This window comes from Methylobacterium sp. E-046 (assembly GCF_022829625.1).
GTDB classification, from domain to species: domain Bacteria; phylum Pseudomonadota; class Alphaproteobacteria; order Rhizobiales; family Beijerinckiaceae; genus Methylobacterium; species Methylobacterium longum.
The window spans coordinates 159,950-179,017 of sequence record NZ_JAKSYP010000090.1 but is presented as its reverse complement, the minus strand read 5'-3'; the positions used below and the strand labels follow the sequence as shown (position 1 = coordinate 179,017).

General features: G+C 72.0%; 18 protein-coding genes. 6 read left to right on the top strand and 12 right to left on the bottom strand.

Translation table 11 applies throughout. The features are described from left to right. The first annotated feature begins 182 nt into the window (after positions 1-182). The gene (locus tag MKK82_RS08135) at positions 183-1,109 is read left to right on the top strand and encodes a TAXI family TRAP transporter solute-binding subunit (RefSeq protein ID WP_238285000.1); all 927 of its coding nucleotides are present in this window, start codon (positions 183-185) and stop codon (positions 1,107-1,109) included. Between the two features lie 9 nt (positions 1,110-1,118). On the opposite strand, the gene MKK82_RS08130 is transcribed toward MKK82_RS08135, so the two are convergent. Next, entirely contained in the window at positions 1,119-1,646 is a 528-nt protein-coding gene (locus tag MKK82_RS08130; RefSeq protein WP_238285002.1) for a GcrA family cell cycle regulator, read from the bottom strand. 417 nt (positions 1,647-2,063) lie between these two features. Here MKK82_RS08130 and MKK82_RS08125 point away from each other — a divergent pair, with 417 nt between their 5' ends. Then, complete coding sequence (locus MKK82_RS08125) at positions 2,064-3,251, top strand: patatin-like phospholipase family protein (RefSeq protein ID WP_238285003.1); 1,188 nt, start codon at positions 2,064-2,066, stop codon at positions 3,249-3,251. Between the two features lie 49 nt (positions 3,252-3,300). Here MKK82_RS08125 and MKK82_RS08120 read toward each other — a convergent pair whose 3' ends face one another. From MKK82_RS08120 to MKK82_RS08110, 3 genes are all read right to left on the bottom strand, one after another. After that, entirely contained in the window at positions 3,301-3,429 is a 129-nt protein-coding gene (locus tag MKK82_RS08120; protein WP_238285004.1) for a TFIIS helical bundle-like domain containing protein, read from the bottom strand. 85 nt (positions 3,430-3,514) lie between these two features. Further along, positions 3,515-4,927 carry a pyruvate kinase gene (gene pyk, locus MKK82_RS08115; protein ID WP_238285005.1) on the bottom strand — a complete coding sequence of 471 codons (1,413 nt, stop codon included), beginning with the start codon at positions 4,925-4,927 and terminating at the stop codon, positions 3,515-3,517. A gap of 148 nt (positions 4,928-5,075) precedes the next feature. After that, entirely contained in the window at positions 5,076-5,582 is a 507-nt protein-coding gene (locus MKK82_RS08110) for an SRPBCC family protein (RefSeq protein ID WP_238285009.1), read from the bottom strand. Between the two features lie 197 nt (positions 5,583-5,779). Here MKK82_RS08110 and MKK82_RS08105 point away from each other — a divergent pair, with 197 nt between their 5' ends. Next, the gene (locus MKK82_RS08105) at positions 5,780-7,027 is read left to right on the top strand and encodes a lytic murein transglycosylase (RefSeq protein WP_238285011.1); all 1,248 of its coding nucleotides are present in this window, start codon (positions 5,780-5,782) and stop codon (positions 7,025-7,027) included. A 6-nt stretch (positions 7,028-7,033) separates the two neighbouring features. Here the strand turns inward: MKK82_RS08105 and MKK82_RS08100 are convergent, their stop codons facing one another. The 4 genes from MKK82_RS08100 to MKK82_RS08085 form a co-directional block, all read right to left on the bottom strand. Continuing rightward, on the bottom strand, positions 7,034-7,822 hold the full coding sequence (locus tag MKK82_RS08100) for an aldolase (RefSeq protein ID WP_243985232.1): 789 nt from the start codon (positions 7,820-7,822) through the stop codon (positions 7,034-7,036). A 198-nt stretch (positions 7,823-8,020) separates the two neighbouring features. Then, positions 8,021-9,037 (bottom strand): biotin-dependent carboxyltransferase family protein, encoded by a 1,017-nt coding sequence (locus tag MKK82_RS08095; RefSeq protein ID WP_238285014.1) that lies wholly within the window; start codon positions 9,035-9,037, stop codon positions 8,021-8,023. Continuing rightward, complete coding sequence (locus tag MKK82_RS08090) at positions 9,034-9,771, bottom strand: 5-oxoprolinase subunit B family protein (RefSeq protein ID WP_238285016.1); 738 nt, start codon at positions 9,769-9,771, stop codon at positions 9,034-9,036. Before MKK82_RS08090 ends, MKK82_RS08095 begins: the two co-directional genes overlap by 4 nt. Next, complete coding sequence (locus MKK82_RS08085) at positions 9,768-10,529, bottom strand: 5-oxoprolinase subunit PxpA (RefSeq protein ID WP_238285017.1); 762 nt, start codon at positions 10,527-10,529, stop codon at positions 9,768-9,770. Before MKK82_RS08085 ends, MKK82_RS08090 begins: the two co-directional genes overlap by 4 nt. A 311-nt stretch (positions 10,530-10,840) precedes the next feature. Between MKK82_RS08085 and MKK82_RS08080 the strand changes: the two genes are divergently transcribed. The 3 genes from MKK82_RS08080 to MKK82_RS08070 all read left to right on the top strand — a co-directional run bounded on the left by MKK82_RS08080 (position 10,841) and on the right by MKK82_RS08070 (position 15,807). After that, positions 10,841-11,236, top strand: a complete 396-nt coding sequence (locus MKK82_RS08080) for an exopolysaccharide production protein YjbE (RefSeq protein WP_243985259.1) — start codon at positions 10,841-10,843, stop codon at positions 11,234-11,236. Between the two features lie 304 nt (positions 11,237-11,540). Then, a complete protein-coding gene (locus MKK82_RS08075; RefSeq protein ID WP_238285019.1) occupies positions 11,541-12,650 on the top strand; it encodes an efflux RND transporter periplasmic adaptor subunit in 1,110 nt (369 codons plus the stop codon). Continuing rightward, on the top strand, positions 12,643-15,807 hold the full coding sequence (locus MKK82_RS08070; RefSeq protein WP_238285020.1) for an efflux RND transporter permease subunit: 3,165 nt from the start codon (positions 12,643-12,645) through the stop codon (positions 15,805-15,807). The genes MKK82_RS08075 and MKK82_RS08070 overlap by 8 nt, the downstream gene beginning before the upstream one ends. A 251-nt stretch (positions 15,808-16,058) precedes the next feature. Here MKK82_RS08070 and MKK82_RS08065 read toward each other — a convergent pair whose 3' ends face one another. The 4 genes from MKK82_RS08065 to MKK82_RS08050 all read right to left on the bottom strand — a co-directional run bounded on the left by MKK82_RS08065 (position 16,059) and on the right by MKK82_RS08050 (position 19,066). Further along, positions 16,059-16,349, bottom strand: a complete 291-nt coding sequence (locus tag MKK82_RS08065) for a hypothetical protein (RefSeq protein ID WP_238285021.1) — start codon at positions 16,347-16,349, stop codon at positions 16,059-16,061. Between the two features lie 91 nt (positions 16,350-16,440). Continuing rightward, positions 16,441-17,223 (bottom strand): ABC transporter ATP-binding protein, encoded by a 783-nt coding sequence (locus MKK82_RS08060; RefSeq protein WP_238285023.1) that lies wholly within the window; start codon positions 17,221-17,223, stop codon positions 16,441-16,443. 74 nt (positions 17,224-17,297) lie between these two features. After that, complete coding sequence (locus tag MKK82_RS08055) at positions 17,298-18,086, bottom strand: ABC transporter permease (RefSeq protein ID WP_243985230.1); 789 nt, start codon at positions 18,084-18,086, stop codon at positions 17,298-17,300. Beyond that, on the bottom strand, positions 18,086-19,066 hold the full coding sequence (locus MKK82_RS08050) for an aliphatic sulfonate ABC transporter substrate-binding protein (RefSeq protein WP_238285025.1): 981 nt from the start codon (positions 19,064-19,066) through the stop codon (positions 18,086-18,088). Before MKK82_RS08050 ends, MKK82_RS08055 begins: the two co-directional genes overlap by 1 nt. Between the last annotated feature and the right edge of the window lie 2 nt (positions 19,067-19,068).

Below are 19,068 nucleotides of genomic sequence, written 5' to 3'. Positions count from 1 at the left end.
CGTTGCCGCGGCCGGGGCAATCGGGCTAAGTGCCGTTACCGAAAGTTCTTTCCGCTTTTTCCGGTACTTGCGGCCACGTGTAGGACAGCTTTGCTGGTCCACGGCATCGCGATAGAAGATCTTTCTCCGACATCGGGTCGGGCCGGATATTCGCCGCAGCGGACTGATCGAGGAGAATCCGTGTGGACCATGCCGAGGGATCGACGCGCAGGGGTGTTCTCACCTCGGGACTCGGATTCATCGTCGTGCGTCCGGCGCTGTCGGCCGAGCCGGCCCATCTCGTCCTGGCCACGGCGACCCCCGGGGGCGGGTTTCCAGCCTTCGGCGAGGCCTTCGTGGCCGCGCTCCGGACGGTTGATCCCGCGCTGACGGTCGAGACCCGGTCCACGGGTGGCTCGGCCGAGAATATCGGGCTTCTGCGCGCCGGCCGCGTCGACCTCGCACTCGTCCAGGGCGAGTACGCCTATCCGGCCCTGGCGGAGGGCGGCCTCACCGTGCTGTCGCCGATCTACGCCACGCCGGGCCTGTTCGCCGTCCCGGCGGCGAGCGGAATCCGGGCGGTGGCGGATTTGCGCGGTCGCGCCGTGGTGCTGGGCACCCACAAGTCCGGGCTCACCGTGATGGGGCGCGCCGCGCTCGGCGCCTCGGGTCTCGATCCCGAGCGGGACATCCGCCCGATCCTGCTGGACCGCGCCGGCGACGGGCCGCCCCTGGTGCGGGACGGACAGGCCGACGCCCTCTGGGGCGGCGGCCTGGACTGGCCGGGCTTCCTGGCCATGGCCAATGCGCCGGGCGGCGCCCGCTTCTTCGGGCCCTCGGAGGCGGCGATCGCGCAGCTCGCGCGGCCGGGATCCGCGACGAAGAGGCTCACCGTGCCGGCCGGGAGCTTCCCGGGTCAGACCGCGCCGATCGAGACCGTGGGCTCCTGGAGCTTCGTGCTCGCGCGCCCCGGCTTCGATGGCGAACCGGCCGACCGCCTCGTCCGGGCGATCGCGCGGGCGGATTTCGGCACGACCCATCCGCGGAATCTCGCCGGGCTCGTCCCGGCAGAGTCCATCAACCCGGCAACCCTACGCGTCCTGCGTCAGGCCGGGCTCGTGCCGCGCTGAGAGCGTCGTTCAGCGGAACGACGCCACGCGGCGATCCCGCTTCCGCTCGGTCGCCGGCTGATACGCGATCTCCGCGTGATGGGTGCAGTAGGGGAGCCCCGTGATCGATCGCGCGCCGCAGAACCGGAATTCCGGCGTCGTCGGATCGCCGAGGGGCCAGCGGCACATGGATTCCCGGAGGTCCATGATCGTGACGCGCTGGGAGACCTGAAGGGCGACCGGCTCCGGCGCCGGGACCGGCGGCGTGAACTCCGGCGCGGGGCGGTGCGAGAGGATCGCCACCGGCTCGGGCGCCTGCGTCTCCACCACCGCGATGGCGGTCTCGATCTCGACGATCTTCGACGGCGGGGCGGCGACCTGCCCCTCCTCGCCGCCGCGGGCGCGCCCGGCGAGGCCGAGGCGATGCACCTTGCCGATGACGGCATTGCGGGTGACGCCGCCGAGCTGCGCCGCAATCTTGCTCGCGCTCTGCCCGTCCTCCCAAAGCCGGCGCAGCAGAGCCACGCGATCATCCGTCCAGCCCAGGCCCGCTTCCATAGTCCCCCTCCGCCCTGCAGCCCGAGAATCGCCAAGGTCCGCGGTCTATGATGCGGGCCGTCAGACCCGTCATCCGGCTGTTCATGCTGCCGTGCAGACTGCGCACCCATGCGCCGGCTGCCGCACTGCGTGCGACACCCTGTCCCGCCGGGCCACGGCAGGACCCTAGCGCGGCGCTCCCGAGCGTTGCAAGGGCGGCTGCCCGCCGGTGGCGGCGCCTGTCCACCGGCAATGGCGCCCGCCCGGCGCTGACCGCCCGCAACGGCCACGCTTGCGCCGCGATCGGATGGGATCGTGACTCCTGCGCAACAGCGCGGCCATATTGCTCCGGTTGGCCGGCTAAGCGGGAACAGCCGGTACGGCCAAGCTCGTTCCGTGTGGCAGAGTGGCTGCGGACCACGGATCAGGATGAGGACGATGGGTTTCCGTCAGAAGGGTCTGCGCATGCTGGCCGCGGTCGGGCTCGCGGGTCAGCTCGCGGCCTGCGGAAGCGTGCCGCGCACGGCCTACACGGCCGAGCAGGCGGTCGGGGCCAGCGTGCCGGGCATCCCGGGTGCGCGCGTCTACGCCGACGCCTCGGTGGAGACCATCGCCGAACTGGCGGCCAATCCGCAGCGGCGCAGCGCCGGCTTCACCTACCTCGCCCTCTCCGGCGGCGGCGGCGACGGAGCCTACGGGGCGGGCGTGCTCAACGGCTGGACAGCTTCCGGCCGGCGGCCGGAATTCACGCTGGTCTCGGGTGTCTCGACCGGCGCCCTGATCGCACCCTTCGCGTTCCTGGGAGCGGCCTACGATCCCTACCTGACCGAGTTCTACACCAGCGGCGTCGCCGGCGAGCTGGTCGCCTCGCCCAACATCGCGAACGTGCTGTTCGGCTCGGGCTTGTTCGGCGACGGGCGCCTGCGCGGCCTGATCGACCGGTACGTGACCTCGGACCTGATCCGCGCGGTCGCCGAGGAGCACGCCAAGGGGCGGCGCCTGCTGGTGGTGACCACGAATCTCGATTCCCAGCGCGCGGTGATCTGGAACATGGGCGCCATCGCGGCCAGCGGCGTGCCCAACGCCCGGGAGCTGTTCCGCGACGTACTGGCCGCGTCCGCCAGCATTCCGGCGGTCTTCCCGCCGCAGTTCATCGACGTGTCGGCCGGCGACGCGCGCTTCCAGGAGATGCATGTGGACGGCTCGGTGGTGACGCCGGTCTTCACCCTGCCGCAGACCCTGCTCCTGCGTGACGGCCGGATCCGCACGGGCGGCAAAGCCGAGATCTACGTCGTGATCAACGGACGCCTGGAGCCGGATTTCGAACTCACCAAGGACAACACGCTGTCCATCGTTGAGCGATCCTTCACGACGGCGAGCCGCGCGCGCTCGCGTGCGACGCTGACGGCGACCTACGCGCTGGCGCGCAGCAACGGGATTGGCTTCAACCTCACCTACATCGACGAGAACGGCCCGAAGGCGTCCGCCGCCAAGGGCTTCGACACCGCCTACATGCGTGCGCTGTACGCCGAGGGGCTGGAGAAGGGCCGGAGCGGCACGTTCTGGCAGCATACCGTCCCGGCGGCTCCCGCCGTAAGGGCCACACTCAGCGCCGTCGCCAACTGATTCCGGCCGACCTGCGCCGCGCCCGTCGAGGGCGCGGCGTCCGAGGCGGTTACTTGCCCAGGATCTTGGTGACGAGGCGGCCGATCGGCGTTGCCGTGCTGGCGTTGCGGTCGTCGCGGTCGATGGGACGGTTCTCGTTGCCGAGAAGCTTGGTGACGATGCGTCCGATCAGGTTCATGGGGCAGCCCTCCGGTAAGGCGCCGAAACGGCGCAGCTTTCGAGTCAACGGGTGAGGCCCGGGCCGCGTTCCCGCCAAGGCACCGTCAGACCTGCATCAGGCGGATGTTGTTGGTGTTGCCGGGGGTGTGGAACGGGATGCCGGCGGCGACAACGATGATGTCGTGCGGCTTGGCGAAGCCCTCGTCCTGCGCGTGCTGGCAGGCCTTCGTGGTCATCTCCTCGTAGCTGTCGACATCCTCGGTGAGCACGCTGTGCGCCCCCCAGAGCAGGCACAGACGGCGCGAGGTGTCGACGTTCGGCGTGAGGGCCAGGATCGAGGAGGCCGGGCGGCGGCGGGCCACCCGGGCCGCCGTCGTCCCGCCCGCCGTGTAGGCGACGATCGCGGCAGCGTGCACGGCCTGGGCGAGATCGGCCGTGGCGGTCGCCACCGCGTGGGGTGGCGTCTCCTCTTCGCCGGGCTCTAGCGCCGCCACGATCGAGTGGTAGAGCTTGTGCCCTTCGACACTCCGGACGATCCGGTCCATCATGGCCACGGCCTCCACCGGATACCGGCCCGTGGCCGATTCCGCCGAGAGCATCACGGCGTCGGCGCCGTCGTAGATCGCGGTGGCGACGTCCGAAGCCTCCGCCCGGGTCGGCGCGGGGGCGTTGACCATCGAGTCGAGCATCTGGGTCGCCACGACCACCGGCTTCACCGCGCGCCGGCAGGCGCGGATCAGCTCCTTCTGCCGCGCCGGGACGTCCTCGTGGGGGATCTCGACACCGAGATCGCCGCGGGCGACCATCACGGCGTCTGAGAGCTGGATGATGTCGTCGATCCGCTCCAGGGCCTGCGGCTTCTCGATCTTCGACATGATGCCGGCGCGCTCGCCGATGATGCCCCGCGCCTCGATGACGTCGGAGGGTTTCTGGACGAACGACAGGGCGACCCAGTCGACGCCGAGATCGAGGCCGAAGGCGAGGTCGGCGCGGTCCTTCTCGGTGAGCGGCGAGAGGTCCAGCAACGTCCCCGGGAGGTTGACGCCCTTGCGGTTGGAGATCGGCCCGCCGGTGACGACCTCGGCGGTGATGGCGGTCCGCTCCGGCCCGGTGACCCGCACCCGCACCCGGCCGTCGTCGATCAGCAGTTCCTGCCCCGGTACCACGGCGTCGAAGATCTCGGGGTGGTGGAGCGGGATCGCCTGCTTGTTGCCCTCGCTGCCCTCCAGGACGAAGCGCACCCTCTCGCCGGCCTCCAGCTCCAGGCGACCGCCCTGCAGCGTGCCGATGCGGATCTTCGGACCCTGCAGGTCCTGCAGGATGCCGATCGGCCGGCCGACCTCCTTCTCGAGCCTTCGGATCGCGGCGTGGACCTTGGCGTGGTCGTCCTGGGTGCCATGGCTGAAGTTCAGCCGGAAGGTGTCGACGCCGGCGAGGAACAGGGCGTGCAGCTGCTCGGGGGCCGCACTGGCGGGGCCCACGGTGGCGACAATCTTGGCGTGGCGGTGTCGGCGCATGGAAAACTCGGCCTCCTGAGTCTGCCGCGGGTTCGAGCCGGGCGATCAGGCGCGCCGACGCCGCTCACATCGGTACAGGATGGGGCCAAGGCGAGGGGTCCGGCGCGCGAGCTGCGCATATCCGTCGCAGACCGCGAGTCCGACGGAGCTATTTGGCCGCCTCCCGGGCGATTCCGGCCAGCCCGGCCTCGAACACGCCCGCGATGTCGGCCACGGCCTCCGGCTCACCCATCCCCTCGGCGTCGAAGGTCGCGGTCCAGATCACGGTGGAGCCGGCCCCGTTCGGGCGCACCGCCAGCGTGGAATTGTAGGCGCGCACCGGCAGCGGCCCCTGGATGAAGCTGTAACTGTAGCTCATGCCGGCCTCGTCCCGCGCCGTCTCGACCTCGACGATGGTGCCGAGGCCGCCCTTGACGACCAGGCCGCGGATCTGCGCGCGGATGCCGTCATCGTCGTCGTCCGCCGACGCGATGCAGCGCTCCACCTGGGGATGCCAGAGCTGGATCCCGCAGAAATCCCCGATCAGTGCCCAGACGGCCGCGGCCGGGGCGGGCAGGTCGCGGCTGCGGGTGACTTCGATGGCGCAGGCGGGCTTGTCGGCGAGGAGGACGCCGAGGAGGACGGCGAGAGGTCCGGCGAGGGCATTGCGCGTCACGCGGTTGGGCTCCATCGCGCTGAGGTCGACGTATCTAGTACGTCTGACGCGTCCCGTCGCCGGCCCCGGGGTCACGGAAGCGGCGTCTCGGCCTCTGATCCCATCTCCGGGGCGACACGCGAGCGATCCGTGCCTAGAAGGCCTCCGGAGGGTCCGACCCTGTGCGCCCCCTTCGACCTGGATCGCCGGAGCCCGCGATGAGCAGCACGCCGCGCATGTCCCGTGAGCTCGGCCTGGCCGTCCTCGCCTGTGCGCTCATGCCGGTGACCGCCCGCGCGGCGCCGGAGCCGGCGCAGCCCTTCGACACCTGCCGCGCCGACCTCATCGCCGCCGCCACGACCCGAGCGGTCCCGCAGACCGTCGCGACCGCACAGCTCGCCGACCTGACCGCCGATCCGGAAGTGATCGCCGCCACCGGGAGCCAGGGCGAGTTCGTCCGGCCGCTCTGGGACTACATCGAGGCCAGCGTGACCCCGGCCCGCGTCGAGGCCGGCCGCAGCAAGCTCGCCGAACATGCCGACACCCTCGCGGCGATCGAGGCCAGGTACGGGATCGACCGCCACATCCTCGTGGCGTTCTGGGGCGTGGAATCGAGCTACGGTGCCGTGCTCGACAATCCCGCGGTGGTGAAGCCGGTGGTGCGCTCGCTCGCGACGCTGGCCTGCGGCGATCCCGCCCGTGCCGGCTACTGGCGCGACGAGCTGACGGCCGCCCTCCAGATCCTGGCCTGGAACGAGGCGCCGCTGGACAGGATGCCCGGTGGCCTCACCGGATCCTGGGCGGGCGCCATGGGCCACACGCAGTTCATGCCGACCGTCTACCATCGCTTCGCGGTCGACTTCGACGGTGACGGGCGGCGGGACATCTGGACCTCGGTCCCCGACGCGCTCGCCTCCACGGCGAACTACCTGCGCGCCCACGGCTGGAAATCCGGGGCGGGTTGGGGCAGCGAGGTGGTGCTGCCCGCGGGCTTCGACGCCGCGCTCGCCGACGAGACCACGCCCCGCAGCCTCGACGCGTGGCGGTCCCTCGGAGTCCGGCCGGTCGATGATCGTGCCTTCGCGGACGGCGCCGCGGACGCCACCCTGATCCTGCCCGCCGGAATCCGCGGCCCGGCCTTCCTGCTCCGGCCGAACTTCGCCGTGATCCTGCGCTACAACACCGCGCTCGCCTACGCGCTCACGGTGGCGCATCTCTCGGATCGCCTGCGCGGCGATCCCGCTTTCGCCCGCGACTGGCCGCGGGGTGACCGGCCGCTCACCGCCGACGAGCGGCGCGAGATCCAGAACCGTCTGACCGAGCGCGGCTTTCCCACGGGCGGCGTCGACGGGAAGATCGGCCCGAGAACGCGGGCGGCCCTGCGCGCCTTCCAGGGGTCGGTCGGTCTGTCAGCGGACGGCTACGCGGACGCGCCGCTCCTGGACAGGATCCGGTCGGCGCCGTGACGGCGGTCAGGCCAGGAAGGCGGGCTCGTCCCGGGCCAGCACGCGCTTGACGCTCTCAAGGTGCAGCCGCGCGCTCTCGGCGCGCCCGGCCGCCTCCTGGGCCGCCACCCGCTGAACGACGGCCTCCGGCACGATCTTGAGCGTGCGCCCGGTGCTCATGGCGAGAACCTGCGCCTGCGCGGCCCGCTCCAGATAGTAGAGGTCGTCCCAGGCTTCCGCGATCGTCTCGCCCAGCACCATCACGCCGTGGTTCTTCAGGAAGACCACGTCGGCCTCGCCGGCGCTGGTGGCGATCCGCTCGCCCTCGCGGGAATCGAGTGCCAGACCGTTGTAATCCTCGTCCACAGCGATGCGGCCGTAGAACCGCAGAGCCGTCTGCCCGGCCCACAGCAGGGGTTGGCCCTCCAGCATGGCCAGGGCCGTCGCGTAGGGCATGTGCGTGTGGAAGGCTGCGCGGGCGCGGGGCTTCAGCCGGTGCAACTCGGCATGGATGTGGAACGCCGTGGCTTCCGGCTGGCCATCCCCTTCGACCACGTTTCCGTGAAAATCGCACAGGAGGAGGCTTGAGGCCGTCACCTCCGCGAAGGCGAGTCCGTAGGGGTTGACCAGGAACAGGTCGGGCCGCTCGGGCAGCACGGCCGAGAAGTGGTTGCAGATGCCTTCCTCCAGGCCGTTGCGGGCGGCCCAGCGGAGGCAGGCCGCGAGATCCACCCGGGCGCGGCGCACGCTGTCGGCGTTCAGGGGCTCGTTGCTGCGCAAGGGCGGCGTGCCGGAGGCGGTGACGGCGTGTGCCATGTGTGGACCTTCCCGTTCTCGATAGCGGTTGGACGTGTCGCGGCCGTGAATTCGCAGATTGCGCGGGCTCAAGCCGTCGACGGCGTTGGCGACCACGCCGCCGTTCCGGAGCGCCGGCGGCGGATCCCCACCCCCGCTCGCCCGCCTCCCGTCATGGCGGGCTCGCGAGGGCGGCGGGCCGAGCGGCCCCCGCGTTGGTCAGCCAGCGCCATCGGTGACGCCGCCGACGAGGTTGAGCCCGAGCAGGAAGTCCGACGCGAAATCGGTACGCACCACCGGCTCGCGGGCGACCGGCTCGCGGACCGCATCGCGCTCGATCCGGCGCGCGGCGACGGCTTCCGCCACCGTGACCTTCTGGAACGTGAGGCTGGTTCCGCCGCGCAGTTGGGCGATCCGGCCGATGTCGGGGCCGATCACGGTGGCGATCTTCGGGTAGCCGCCCGTGGATTGCCGGTCGGCCATCAGCACGATCGGCAGGCCGTTCCCCGGCACCTGGATCGCCCCCATCGCCACGCCATCGGAGACGATGTCGTGGCCGCGGGCGTGCTTCAGCGGCTCCCCGTCGAGGAAGCACGCCATCCGGTCACCCCGCGGCAAGACGGTCCAGGGGCCGTCGAGGAAGGCGGCGATCTGATCGGGGGCGAAGTAGTCGTCCTGCGGTCCCGGTACGACCCGGATCGTCCGCGCGTTCCGCGCCAGCCACGGGACGACGAGCCGGTGGGGCGCGCCGTCCCCCGCGCGGCCATCGGCCACCGGCAGGCGGTCGCCGGCGGCGAGGCCGCGACCGTCGAAACCGCCCAGCGCGGAGCGGGTGTGGGTAGCGTTGGATCCGAGGACCGGCGCGACATCCAGCCGGCCGCTCACCGCGAGGTAGCCCCACGACCCCGCATCGCCGGCCCGCACCGCGAGGATCTGGCCGGGCTCCAGGGTGAGGGCGACCGCCTCGGGCAGCGCCGCGCCGTCCAGCGCGACGCGGAAGCCCGGCGCGAGCAGGGCGAGCCCCAGGGGTCCGCCCGCGGCACCCACCGTGATGCCGCCGGTCGAGACCTCGATCGCGGTGGCGTCGAGGGGATTGCCGGCCGCGCGATTGGCGCTGGCGTGCATCAGCGGATCCATCGGCCCGGCGGCCGTGATGCCGAAGCGCAGATAGCCGTGCCGCCCGCCATCCTGAAGCGTGACGCCCGGCCCGGCGGCCTCGATCGCGAGGATACTCATCGGCGGGCCTCCCCGCGGCGCGCCACCGCCTCGCCCGCCGCCTCGCGCGCGGTCAGCGCGTCGAAGGTCGCCGCATCGACGGGCTCGAAGCGGATCTGGTCCCCCGCGCCCACGAAGAAGCTCGGGTCGCGTTCCGGCGCGTAGAGGCGGGCCGGCGTGGCGCCGAGCACGTACCAGCCGGTCGGCATCGGCACGGTCGCGACTGCGGCGAGGCCGCCGCCGATCATCACGGCGTTTCGTGGATGGGGCGGCCGCGGGCTCTGCCGCCGGGGCACCGCCAGTACGTCCGCCAGGCCGCCGAGATAGGCGAAGCCCGGGGCGAAACCGTACATGTAGACCCGGTAGGTCGCCCCCGCGTGGGTGGAGACCACCGCGTCGGGCGACAGGCCCGCCCGCTGGGCGACCTGAACGATGTCCTCGCCGTGCGGGGCGTCGTAGCAACAGGGCAGCGTCCACAGCGTCGGGGTGGCTGCCCGCGCCGTGGCGCCCGCCGCGAGCGACCGGACCCGGGCCACGAGGGTCTCGCGGTCGAGCACCAGCGGGTCGTAGTGCAGCATCAGGGACCGGTAGGTCGGCACCCGCTCCAGCAGACCCGCGAGGGGGGCGGCGCCGAGGGCGTCGTCGAGCGCGAGGACACGGTCGCTGATCGCGGGATCGACCGTGGTGCCGAACTCGACCACCAGGGCCGCCTCGCCGGCATCGAGGAGCCGGGGTTCATCCGGGACGTCGCTCACGGCCGGAACGGCGCCAGCGTGACGCCCGCCCCCTCCAGCCGGGTGCGTACGGCGCGGGCGGTGGCCACGGCATGGGCCGAATCCCCGTGCACGCAGATCGACCGGATCGGCGTCGGAAGGGCGCTGCCCCCGGCCGTTCGGATCGTCCCCGTCTCGACCATGTGCAGGACGCGGTCGGCGGCCTCGCCCGCGTCGGTGATCATCGCACCGGGCTGGCTGCGCGGGATCAGGAGGCCGGCCTCCGTGTAGCCGCGGTCGGCGAAGATCTCCTGGTGCACTTCCAGGCCGCAGGCCTCACCCGCCTGGACCTGCGCGGTGAGCGCGATGGCGAGCAGCGCGAGGTCGCGATCCACCGCCCGGACCGCCCGCGCGATGGCGTCGGCCACCGGCCGTTCCTCGGCGGCGACGTTGGCCAGCGCCCCGTGCGCCTTCACGTAGGTGATGCGGTGTCCGGCATAGCACGCCAGCGCCTGCGCGGCGCCGACCTGATAGGCCACGAGGCGCTCGATCTCGGCCGGCGTGAACGGCATGCGGCGGCGGCCGAAGCCCCACAGGTCCGGGAAGCCCGGATGGGCGCCCACCGCGACGCCGCGCTCCTTCGCCAGCGCGAAGGTCTGCGCCATGATCTCGGGATCGCCCGCGTGCAGGCCGCAGGCCACGTTGGCGGAGGTCACGATCCCGAGGATCGCCGCGTCGTCCCCGCAGGCATAGGCACCGTAGCCCTCACCGAGATCGGAGTTCAGATCCACGCTGATCAACGGTCTCGCTCCTTCGCCGCCGGGTCCGGACCTGTCGCCTCGGCATGCCGCACGGCCAGGTCTGCGCTCATTCAACACCCTCTCTTACCAGAAGTCGCACGTGCGCCTCCATGGCGGCGCGGCCGATCCGACGTCCGGGCGGCTCCGACCGCAAGACCCGGACCCGGCGCCGGCGCGTCGGCTTCGAGCTGCTGTCATCGCGCGCCGCTGCAGCGCAGGGCGGGGGTCAGCCCGTTCAAAGTTCCACTTTTCAAGGAACTCTCAGGTCGATCCGGCACTTAAACTCATGCAAAAATATGGAGGAGCAATTGATGAAGGTCTCTCATCTGGCAAGCGCGCTTGCGCTGTTGGCGTTTACTGCCGGTCCCGTGCTCGCCGCGCCCTGCAGCACCGGCACCACGAAGGCCAAGAGCCCGGATCAGCAGGCGTCCAATCCCAGCAGCTCCGATGTCGACAAGTCCAGCAAGAACCTTGCCGGCGGCCAGCAGCCGGCCTCGCCCGGAACGGTCGGCGCCATGAACAACGCTGGCGCCACGCAGACCGCCCCCGCGCAGGCACAGGCGAATACGGGCGGGAAGTCGAACTCGACCGATCCGGCCGCGGCGAACCTCGCCGGCGGACAGCAGCCGGCTTCGCCGGGCACCGTCGGGGCGATGAACAAGGCGGCGGCCGATCGGCAGACGGCTCCGGCCGACGACAACTGCTGATCCACGACTTCCGTCGAAACGTCCTGCGCAAGCCCGCCTCGGTTCCGAGGCGGGCTTGCTTGCATGTGGATACCGGTGGTTGCGCGACGGGACGCGCGAACCGGCGTGGTCCCACGCCCCGGATCGGTGTTTAAGCCTCGCGACGGCGTCGTTGGCGCGGCTTTCCGCGATGGCCGCCATCATCGGAGCCGGAGGATGCGGAGGGGTACGACGGGATTGGCTGGAACCGACATCACTGTACTTATCCAGGCAAATTTGGCAAACAAGACCGGGTAAATTCGGCAATCACTGGGGAGATGGGGACGTGGGTCAGCGGCGTACGCTCCTGCTGATCGGGGGGTTGCTGCTCGCCGCCGGGGCCGCTGTTCTCACCGAGCCCGGCGAGCGTCTCCGCGCCCGCGCCGCCCCGATCCTGTCGGAAATCGGCGCACGTCTCGAGCCGCTGATCCCGACACTGCGCAGTGGCCCGACCGCGGATGCGCGGCTCCCGACGCCGCGCACGGCGATCGAGGACGGGCGCACCTTGGTCCGGCTGTCGGCGCTCGAACGGCAGCGCATCGGCCTCGTCGCCGAAGCGCGACCGTCCGTACCGCACCAGCAGGAGCTGACCGCTTACGGAAGCGTCCTCGATCTCGCCCGGATCACCGAGCTCACCAACAGCTACGCGGGCGCCGTCGCGTCGCTTCAGACGGCCCAGGCGCGGGTCGAGGTCTCGGGCAGCGCCGCCCGGCGCGCGCGCAGCCTCGGCGCGGGGATCGTGGCGGTCGCCCAGATCGAGACAGCCGAAGGCACCCTCCTGACCGACCGCGCCGCCGTGACCACGGCCGAATCGCAGGTGCGGACCCTCGCGGCCACGGCGCGACAGGAATGGGGCTCGGTGCTCGGCAAGGCGATCATCGATCGTTCACCCCTCGTCACGCGGCTGATCGAGCGCGCGGACTTCTTGGTTCAGGTGACGCTGCCGCCGGGCGAGAGCCTTCCGGTGCCCCCGCAGGCGGCCTACGCCGAGGTTCCGCCGCAGAGCGAGCGCGTCCCCCTGCGGCTGGTCTCGGCGGCGACCCGCACCGATCCACGCATCCAGGGGCAGAGCTTCTTCTACTTGGTGTCGGGCGACAGCGGCCTGTTGCCGGGCACCAGCACGATGGCGTTCCTGGCGGCGCCGCAGACGATTCGGGGCGTCCTCGTGCCCGAGGATGCCGTCGTGCACGGCGAGGGGGGCACCTGGGTCTATCGGGGCACCGGCGACGGTGCCTTCGTGCGGCATCCGGTCCGTGCCGATGCGCCGATGTCGGCCGACGCCTTCGTGGTCGAGGATCTGCCGGATGGCGGGGAGATCGTGCTGCGGGGTGGGCAGGCATTGCTCTCCGAGGAGATGAAGAGCCGGATCCGCGTCGTGGGCGACGACGATGACTGAGCCGCCGGGTGCTGCCGGCCGCGGCGGTCCCCAGGCGGCCCTCGTCGGTTTCGCCGTGCGGCTCCCTCGGGTGGTCCTGGCTCTGGCCTGTGCCGTGCTCGTCTTCGGCCTCTACGCGCTCGCGGCAGCGCGCTACGACGTCTTTCCGGAATTCGCCCCTCCGATCGTGACGATCCAGACCGAGGCGCCGGGCCTCGACTCGGAGCAGGTCGAGGTGTTGGTCACCCAGCCCGTCGAGGTCGCGGTCGGCGGCCTTCCGGGGCTCGAGACCCTGCGCTCCACCTCCATCCAGGGCCTGTCGGTGATCACCGCCGCCTTCAAGTCCGGCAGCGACGTCGATCGGGTCCGCCAGCGCGTCAACGAGCGTCTGGCGGCTCTGTCCGGCCGAATGCCGGACGGGGTTGCGACGCCGGCGATGACCCCGCTCACCTCCTCGACCCTCACGGTGCTCCTCGTCGGGTTGACCGCGGAGGCCCGCGACGGCATGGACCTGCGCCACGTGGCCGAATGGACCGTACGGCGGCGCCTTCAGGCCGTGCCGGGCATAGCGCAGGTGTCGATCTACGGCGGGGCGGTGCGGGCGCTGCAGGTCCAGGTCCGGCCGGACGACCTGATCCGTTTCCAGATCGGCCTCAACGACGTGCTGACGGCCGCCCGGAAAGCAACCGGCGTGCGGGGCGCCGGCTTCGTCGACACCCCGAACCAGCGCGTGCTGCTGCGGAGCGAGGGCCAGTCGCTCACCCCGGAGGCCCTGGGCCGCACGGTGCTCCACAACGACGGGGGGGCGAGCGTCGTGCTCTCGGACGTGGCGAATGTCACGGCCGCCCCCGAACCCGCGATCAGCGCGGCGCTCGTCGACGGGAAGCCCGGCGTGCTGCTCATGGTTGGCGCCCAGGTCGGCGTCGACACGCGGGCCGTGACGGCGCGGCTGGAAGCCGCCCTCGACGAGTTGCGGCCGGTCCTGAACCGGGAGGGCGTGTCCCTGCGCGCAGACCTGTTCCGGCCGGCGAACTTCGTGGATGTCGCCACCGGGAACGTCCTCCAGGCCCTGGCTTTCGGCGGCGTCCTGGTGGTGATCGTGCTGTTCGTCTTCCTGGCGGATTGGCGGGCCGCGCTGATCAGCGCGGCGGCGATCCCCCTCTCGTTGGTCGCCGCCGCGCTCGCGCTCCAGGCCTGGGGCGAGAGCCTCAACACGATGACGCTGGGCGGGCTGGCGCTGGCCATCGGCGAGGTGGTGGACGATGCGGTGATCGGCGTCGAGAACGTCTCCCGCCGCCTGCGGGCCGCGCGTGGCGAGCGACCGGCCCGCGTGGTGCTCGCCGCCATGCTGGAGGTGCGCACCTCGGTCGCCTACGCGACGCTCGCCGTGCTCCTGATGTTCCTGCCGGTGCTGGCGCTCACCGGGGTGGCGGGGCGCCTGTTCGGCCCCCTGGCGCTCGCCTACATCGCGGCGGTCGTGGCCTCGCTCCTCGTCGCGCTCACGGTCACGCCGGCCCTGGCGCTGCTCCTCCTGGGTGGCCGGATGGCGCGCGCCGAGGCCGCTCCGCCGCGCGAGCCGCCCGTGGTCCGCTGGAGCCGTGCCGCCTACCTCCGGCTGCTGGCCTGGATCGGCCGGGCCCCGCGCCTGGCGATGCTGGGAAGCCTGCTGCTGACCCTCGCGGGTGCCGCGATCCTCCCGACCCTCGGCGCGGTGTTCCTGCCCGACCTGAAGGAGGGCCACTTGATCCTCCACATGGTGGCGATCCCCGGGACGTCGCTGCAGGAATCGCAGCGGCTCGGCACGCTGATCACCGGCGACCTGAAGGGCATTCCGGGCGTTCGCGCCGTGGCCGCACAGATCGGTCGCGCCGAGGCCGCCGAGGATACGGCGGGTCCCCATTACAGCGAGATCCACATCGACCTGCAGCCCGGCCTCGACGGCGCGGCCCAGCGATCCGTCGAGGCGGCGATCCGCGACCTGATCGCCGGGTTTCCCGGTGCCGCCTTCTCGCTCAAGACCTTCCTGACCGAGCGGATCGAGGAGACGGTGTCGGGCTTCACGGCGCCCGTCGTGGTCAACGTGGTCGGCAGCGACCTGGACCGCATCGAGGCCGCCGCCCGCTCGGTCGCCCGCGAACTCGCGGAGGTGAAGGGCGCCCGCGACGTGCAGCAGGCGTCCCCGGCCGGATTGCCGCAGGTCACCGTGGCGCTCCGCCCGGTGGATCTGCGCCACTGGGGTCTCGATCCGGTCGAGGTGCTGGAGGCGGTGCGCACCGCCTACCAGGGCGACGTCGTCGGCCAGACCTATCGCGGCAACGCGGTGTTCAACGTGCTGGTGATCCTCGACGCGGCAGTGCGGAGTCGACTCAGCGCGGTGGGTGACCTGCCCCTGCGGGCGACAGGCGGTCGCTACGTCCGCCTGTCGCAGGTGGCCGACGTCTACGAAAGCGCGGGCCGCTATCAGGTGCAGCATCTCGGTGCGCAGCGGGTGCAGGCCGTGACCGCCAACGTCGCCGGACGGGACATGGCGGGATTCGTGGCGGCGGCCAAGCGCAAGATCGCCAAGGAGGTGCGGCTGCCCGAGGGTGTCTACGTGACCTTCTCGGGGGCCGCGGAGGCGCAGGAGGCGGCCCGGCGCGACCTGCTGATCCACGCCGGTCTCGCCGGTTTCGGCATCGTGGTTCTGCTCGCCATCGTCACCGGTTCGGCGGCGAACCTGATGCTGGTCCTGGTCAATCTGCCCTTCGCCTTCGTGGGTGGGGTCGCCGCGGCGGCGCTCACCGGGGGCTTGCTCTCGCTCGGCTCCCTCGTCGGTTTCGTCACCCTCGCGGGCATCTCGCTGCGCAACAGCGTGATGATGATCGCCCATTACGAGCAGATGGTGACGCGGGATAAGCTCCCGTGGGACGCCGCGACCGCGGCCGCGGGCGCCGCCGACCGGATGGTACCGATCCTCATGACCTCGCTGGTCACCGGTCTCGGCCTGCTGCCGCTGGCCCTCGGGGCCGGGGAGCCCGGCCGCGAGATCGAGGGCCCGATGGCGCTGATCATCCTGGGCGGCCTCGTCACCTCGACGGTGCTCACCCTCCTGATCCTGCCGGTGCTGGCCTTGCGCTTCGCCCGGTTCCGGATGGAGGAGCCCGGGGAGGCGATGATCGCGCCCGCCCTCCGGTCCTGACATCGCTCCGCCTGCCGGTGGCTGCCAAGCCCGAGGGGGGCTGACGACGGGGCGGGGCAGCAGCCCCGGCGCGGAACGCGTCGGCGATCTTGTCCTGCTCGGACGGTCCGGCGCGATGTCCTCGAAGGTCAGACCGGCCTTCGCGGGGCGGTGACGAGCGGGTCCTGGCTGCCGCCCGCGGTCACCGCGAGCCGCTTCCCCCGCAACCCGGCCACCGACGTCGCAGCCGCGTCCGCAGCCACCAGGAACGTCTACGCCCCGGGGGAGGGCGCCTCCCGGGCGATATGGGTGATCCCAGCGCCGGAGGCCTGCGCGTGGATCGGGTCCGTGTCGGCGCGGTCGGCCGAAAGGGCGATCGGTCCGGTGTTCCGTGCCTCCTTGACCGGCACTCCGCGGGTGAACCCAGGCCGGGACTGGCCGGTGCCGAGGGGTGTGAGGTCCCGCTCCCGGCAGCCGTCCCGGAGCAGCGGCGCGATCAGCGTCGAGGAGCACTGCCAGCCGATGCGCGAGGGGCCGGTGCGGGCGCGGCGCGACCCCGTCACGCGAGACGGAAGGCCGACCGGCCGGCGATCGGGATTCGGCGGAGACGGGCAGCGGGATCATTCGTCGAGGCGGGCCGGGACGGGGCCGCAGCTACCACCAGCTGGCGCGGGTTTCCGGGGCAGGGGGGCGGTTCGCCGCGGCCGGACGGAGGGAATGATCGAGGGCCGCTAAAACCCTGCGCACCGCCTCCTCGTAGGTCGCCGCCACGGGGTCGCGCGGGCGGGCGAGCCCGATCGCGACGGTCTCGTCGAGGCGTCCCGGCCGCGGGCGCATCACCACAACCCGGTCGGCGAGCGTCACCGCCTCCCCGACATCGTGCGTGACGATGACGATCGTCGGCTTCGACTCGGCCCAGAGGTCCAGGAGCTGGTCGTGAAGCCCCTTCCGGGTGAAGGCATCCAGGGCTGAGAACGGCTCGTCGAGGAGCAGCACCCTCGGCTGCGCGACGAAGGCTCGGGCGATGGCGACACGCTGCTGCTGGCCCCCCGAGAGTTCGCGCGGCCAGCGCCCACCGTGCTCGGCCAGCCCGATCCGCTCCAGCGCGTGGGTGACGCGGGCCCGGCGCTCGGAGCGGCCGAGGCCGGAGAGCCCGAAGCCGACATTGTCGGCGACGTTGAGCCAGGGGAGGAGCCGCGGCTCCTGGAAGACCACCCCGACGCTCGGATGGGGCTCGGCGATCGTCTCGCCGTCGACCTGCACGAAGCCGCGGCTGGCTTGGTCGAGCCCCGCGATCAACCGGAGCAGCGTCGTCTTCCCACAGCCGGAGCCGCCGATCAGCGCGACGATCTCCCCCTGCTTCACAGACAGGCCGATGGCCTCGAGCGCCCGCGTGCCGTCCGCGTAGGTCTTGGAGAGATCGTCGATGACGAGCACGGGCGTCCCTTGTCCGGGCCTGGCGCGGGTGCCGGTGCGCGACCCGGCTGTCCCGGCGGAGCGGGATCCGGCGGTCACAGGCTGTCCCGCGCGGTATCCTGCCAGCGCGTCAAGGGCAACGTCAGCGTCACGAGGGCCATGTCGGCGAGCTTGCCGACCAACGCGAAGGCGATGATCGCCGCCACGATCTGATCGGGCTTGCTGAACTGCTGGCCGTCGACCAGCAGGTAGCCGAGGCCCTCGGAGGCGCCCATCAGCTCCGCCGCCACGACGAACAGGAAGCCGAGGCCCAGACCGGTGCGCAGGCCGACCAGCGTGGCCGGCAGCACCGCCGGCAGCAGGATCCGGCGGGCCAGCGCCGGCCGCGACAGCCGGAAGATCCGCCCGACCTCGACGAGCTTCCGGTCCACCGAGGCGATCGCTCCGGAAACCCCGACATAGACCGGGAAGAAGACGCCCACGGCGATCAGCAGGACCTTCGGCGTCTCCAGGATGCCGAACCACAGGATGAAGAGGGGCACCCAGGCGAGCGACGGGACGGCGCGGAGCGCCTGCAGGCTCGGGTCGACGAGCCAGCGCAGCACCGGGATCGTGGCCACCAGGGCGCCGGCCAGGATCCCGGCCGCCGCCCCGAACAGGAAGCCGAGCCCGACGCGGATCAGGGTCGCCTCCACGTGCATCCACAGGTCACCCGAGGCCGCCAACTCCCACAGGGTGGCGCCGATGCGGCTGGGCGGCGGAAGCAGGCGCCCGGACGCGAGGCCGGCCGCGACCGCGATCTCCCAGCCGATCGCCAGGAGCAGCGGCAGAAGCAGGCCGAGACCGGCGCGGCCGCCCCGCCGCAGCAGCGGAACGCCCCCCATCACCGCCCGGCGGCGGGATTGAAGGTCGGATCGAGCAGGCTTTCGACCGCGGCCGCCACATCGGTCCCGGCGGGGATCACGCCGGCCTGCTGCAGGGCCAAGCCGGCCGCCTTGATCGAGTCGGTCTGTGCCGGGCCGATCGCGGGCTGCGACAGGTCGGTGCGCTCGATCTGACGGGCGATCACGGGCGCCGGCAGCTTGGTGGCCGCCACGAGGGCGGCCGAGAGCGCCTGCGGGTTGGCGAGCGCGTAGGCCCGCGCCTTCTCGTAGGCGGCGATCACCGTCCGGACGAGCTCTGGATGGGCCTTGGCGAACTCCTCGCGCACGTCGAGCAGCCCCCAGGTGTTCGCCGCGGCGTCGCGGTAGAACAGGACATCGCCGTTCTCGATCTCGGCCGCGGCCATCATCGGGTCGAGCCCCGCCCAGGCGTCGACGTCACCCCGGTCGAGGGCCGTGCGCCCGTCCGCATGCTGGAGCAGGACGAGCTTCGCGTCGCGCTCAGTGAGACCGGCGCTCTGGAGCGCGCGGATCAGGAAGATGTGAGGGTCGGTGCCGCGGGTGACCGCGACCCGCTTGCCCTTGAGGTCCGCCGGCTTAGTGATGCCGGTCTCCTTGCGGGTGACGAGCGCCGTCCATTCCGGACGCGAGTAGGCGTAGATCGCCTTGATCGGGTTGCCGTTGATCCGCGCCACCAGCGCCGCCGCGCCCGCAGCCGATCCGAAATCGATTGCGCCGGCATTCAGGAACTCCAGCGCTTTGTTGGAGCCGAGCGACTGCACCCAGCGGACCTTGATGCCGCGGGATGCGAGTGCCTCCTCGAGGAAGCCCTTCTCCTTCAGGAGCAGGCCCACCGGATTGTAGGTCGCCCAATCCAGGCGGATCTCCTTCGGGTCCTCGGCGCGCGCCTCCCGTCCCGGCAGGATGCCGAGGCAGGCCAGGACGAGGCCGGCGGCCAGCAGGGATCGGCGGGTCGAGAACATGG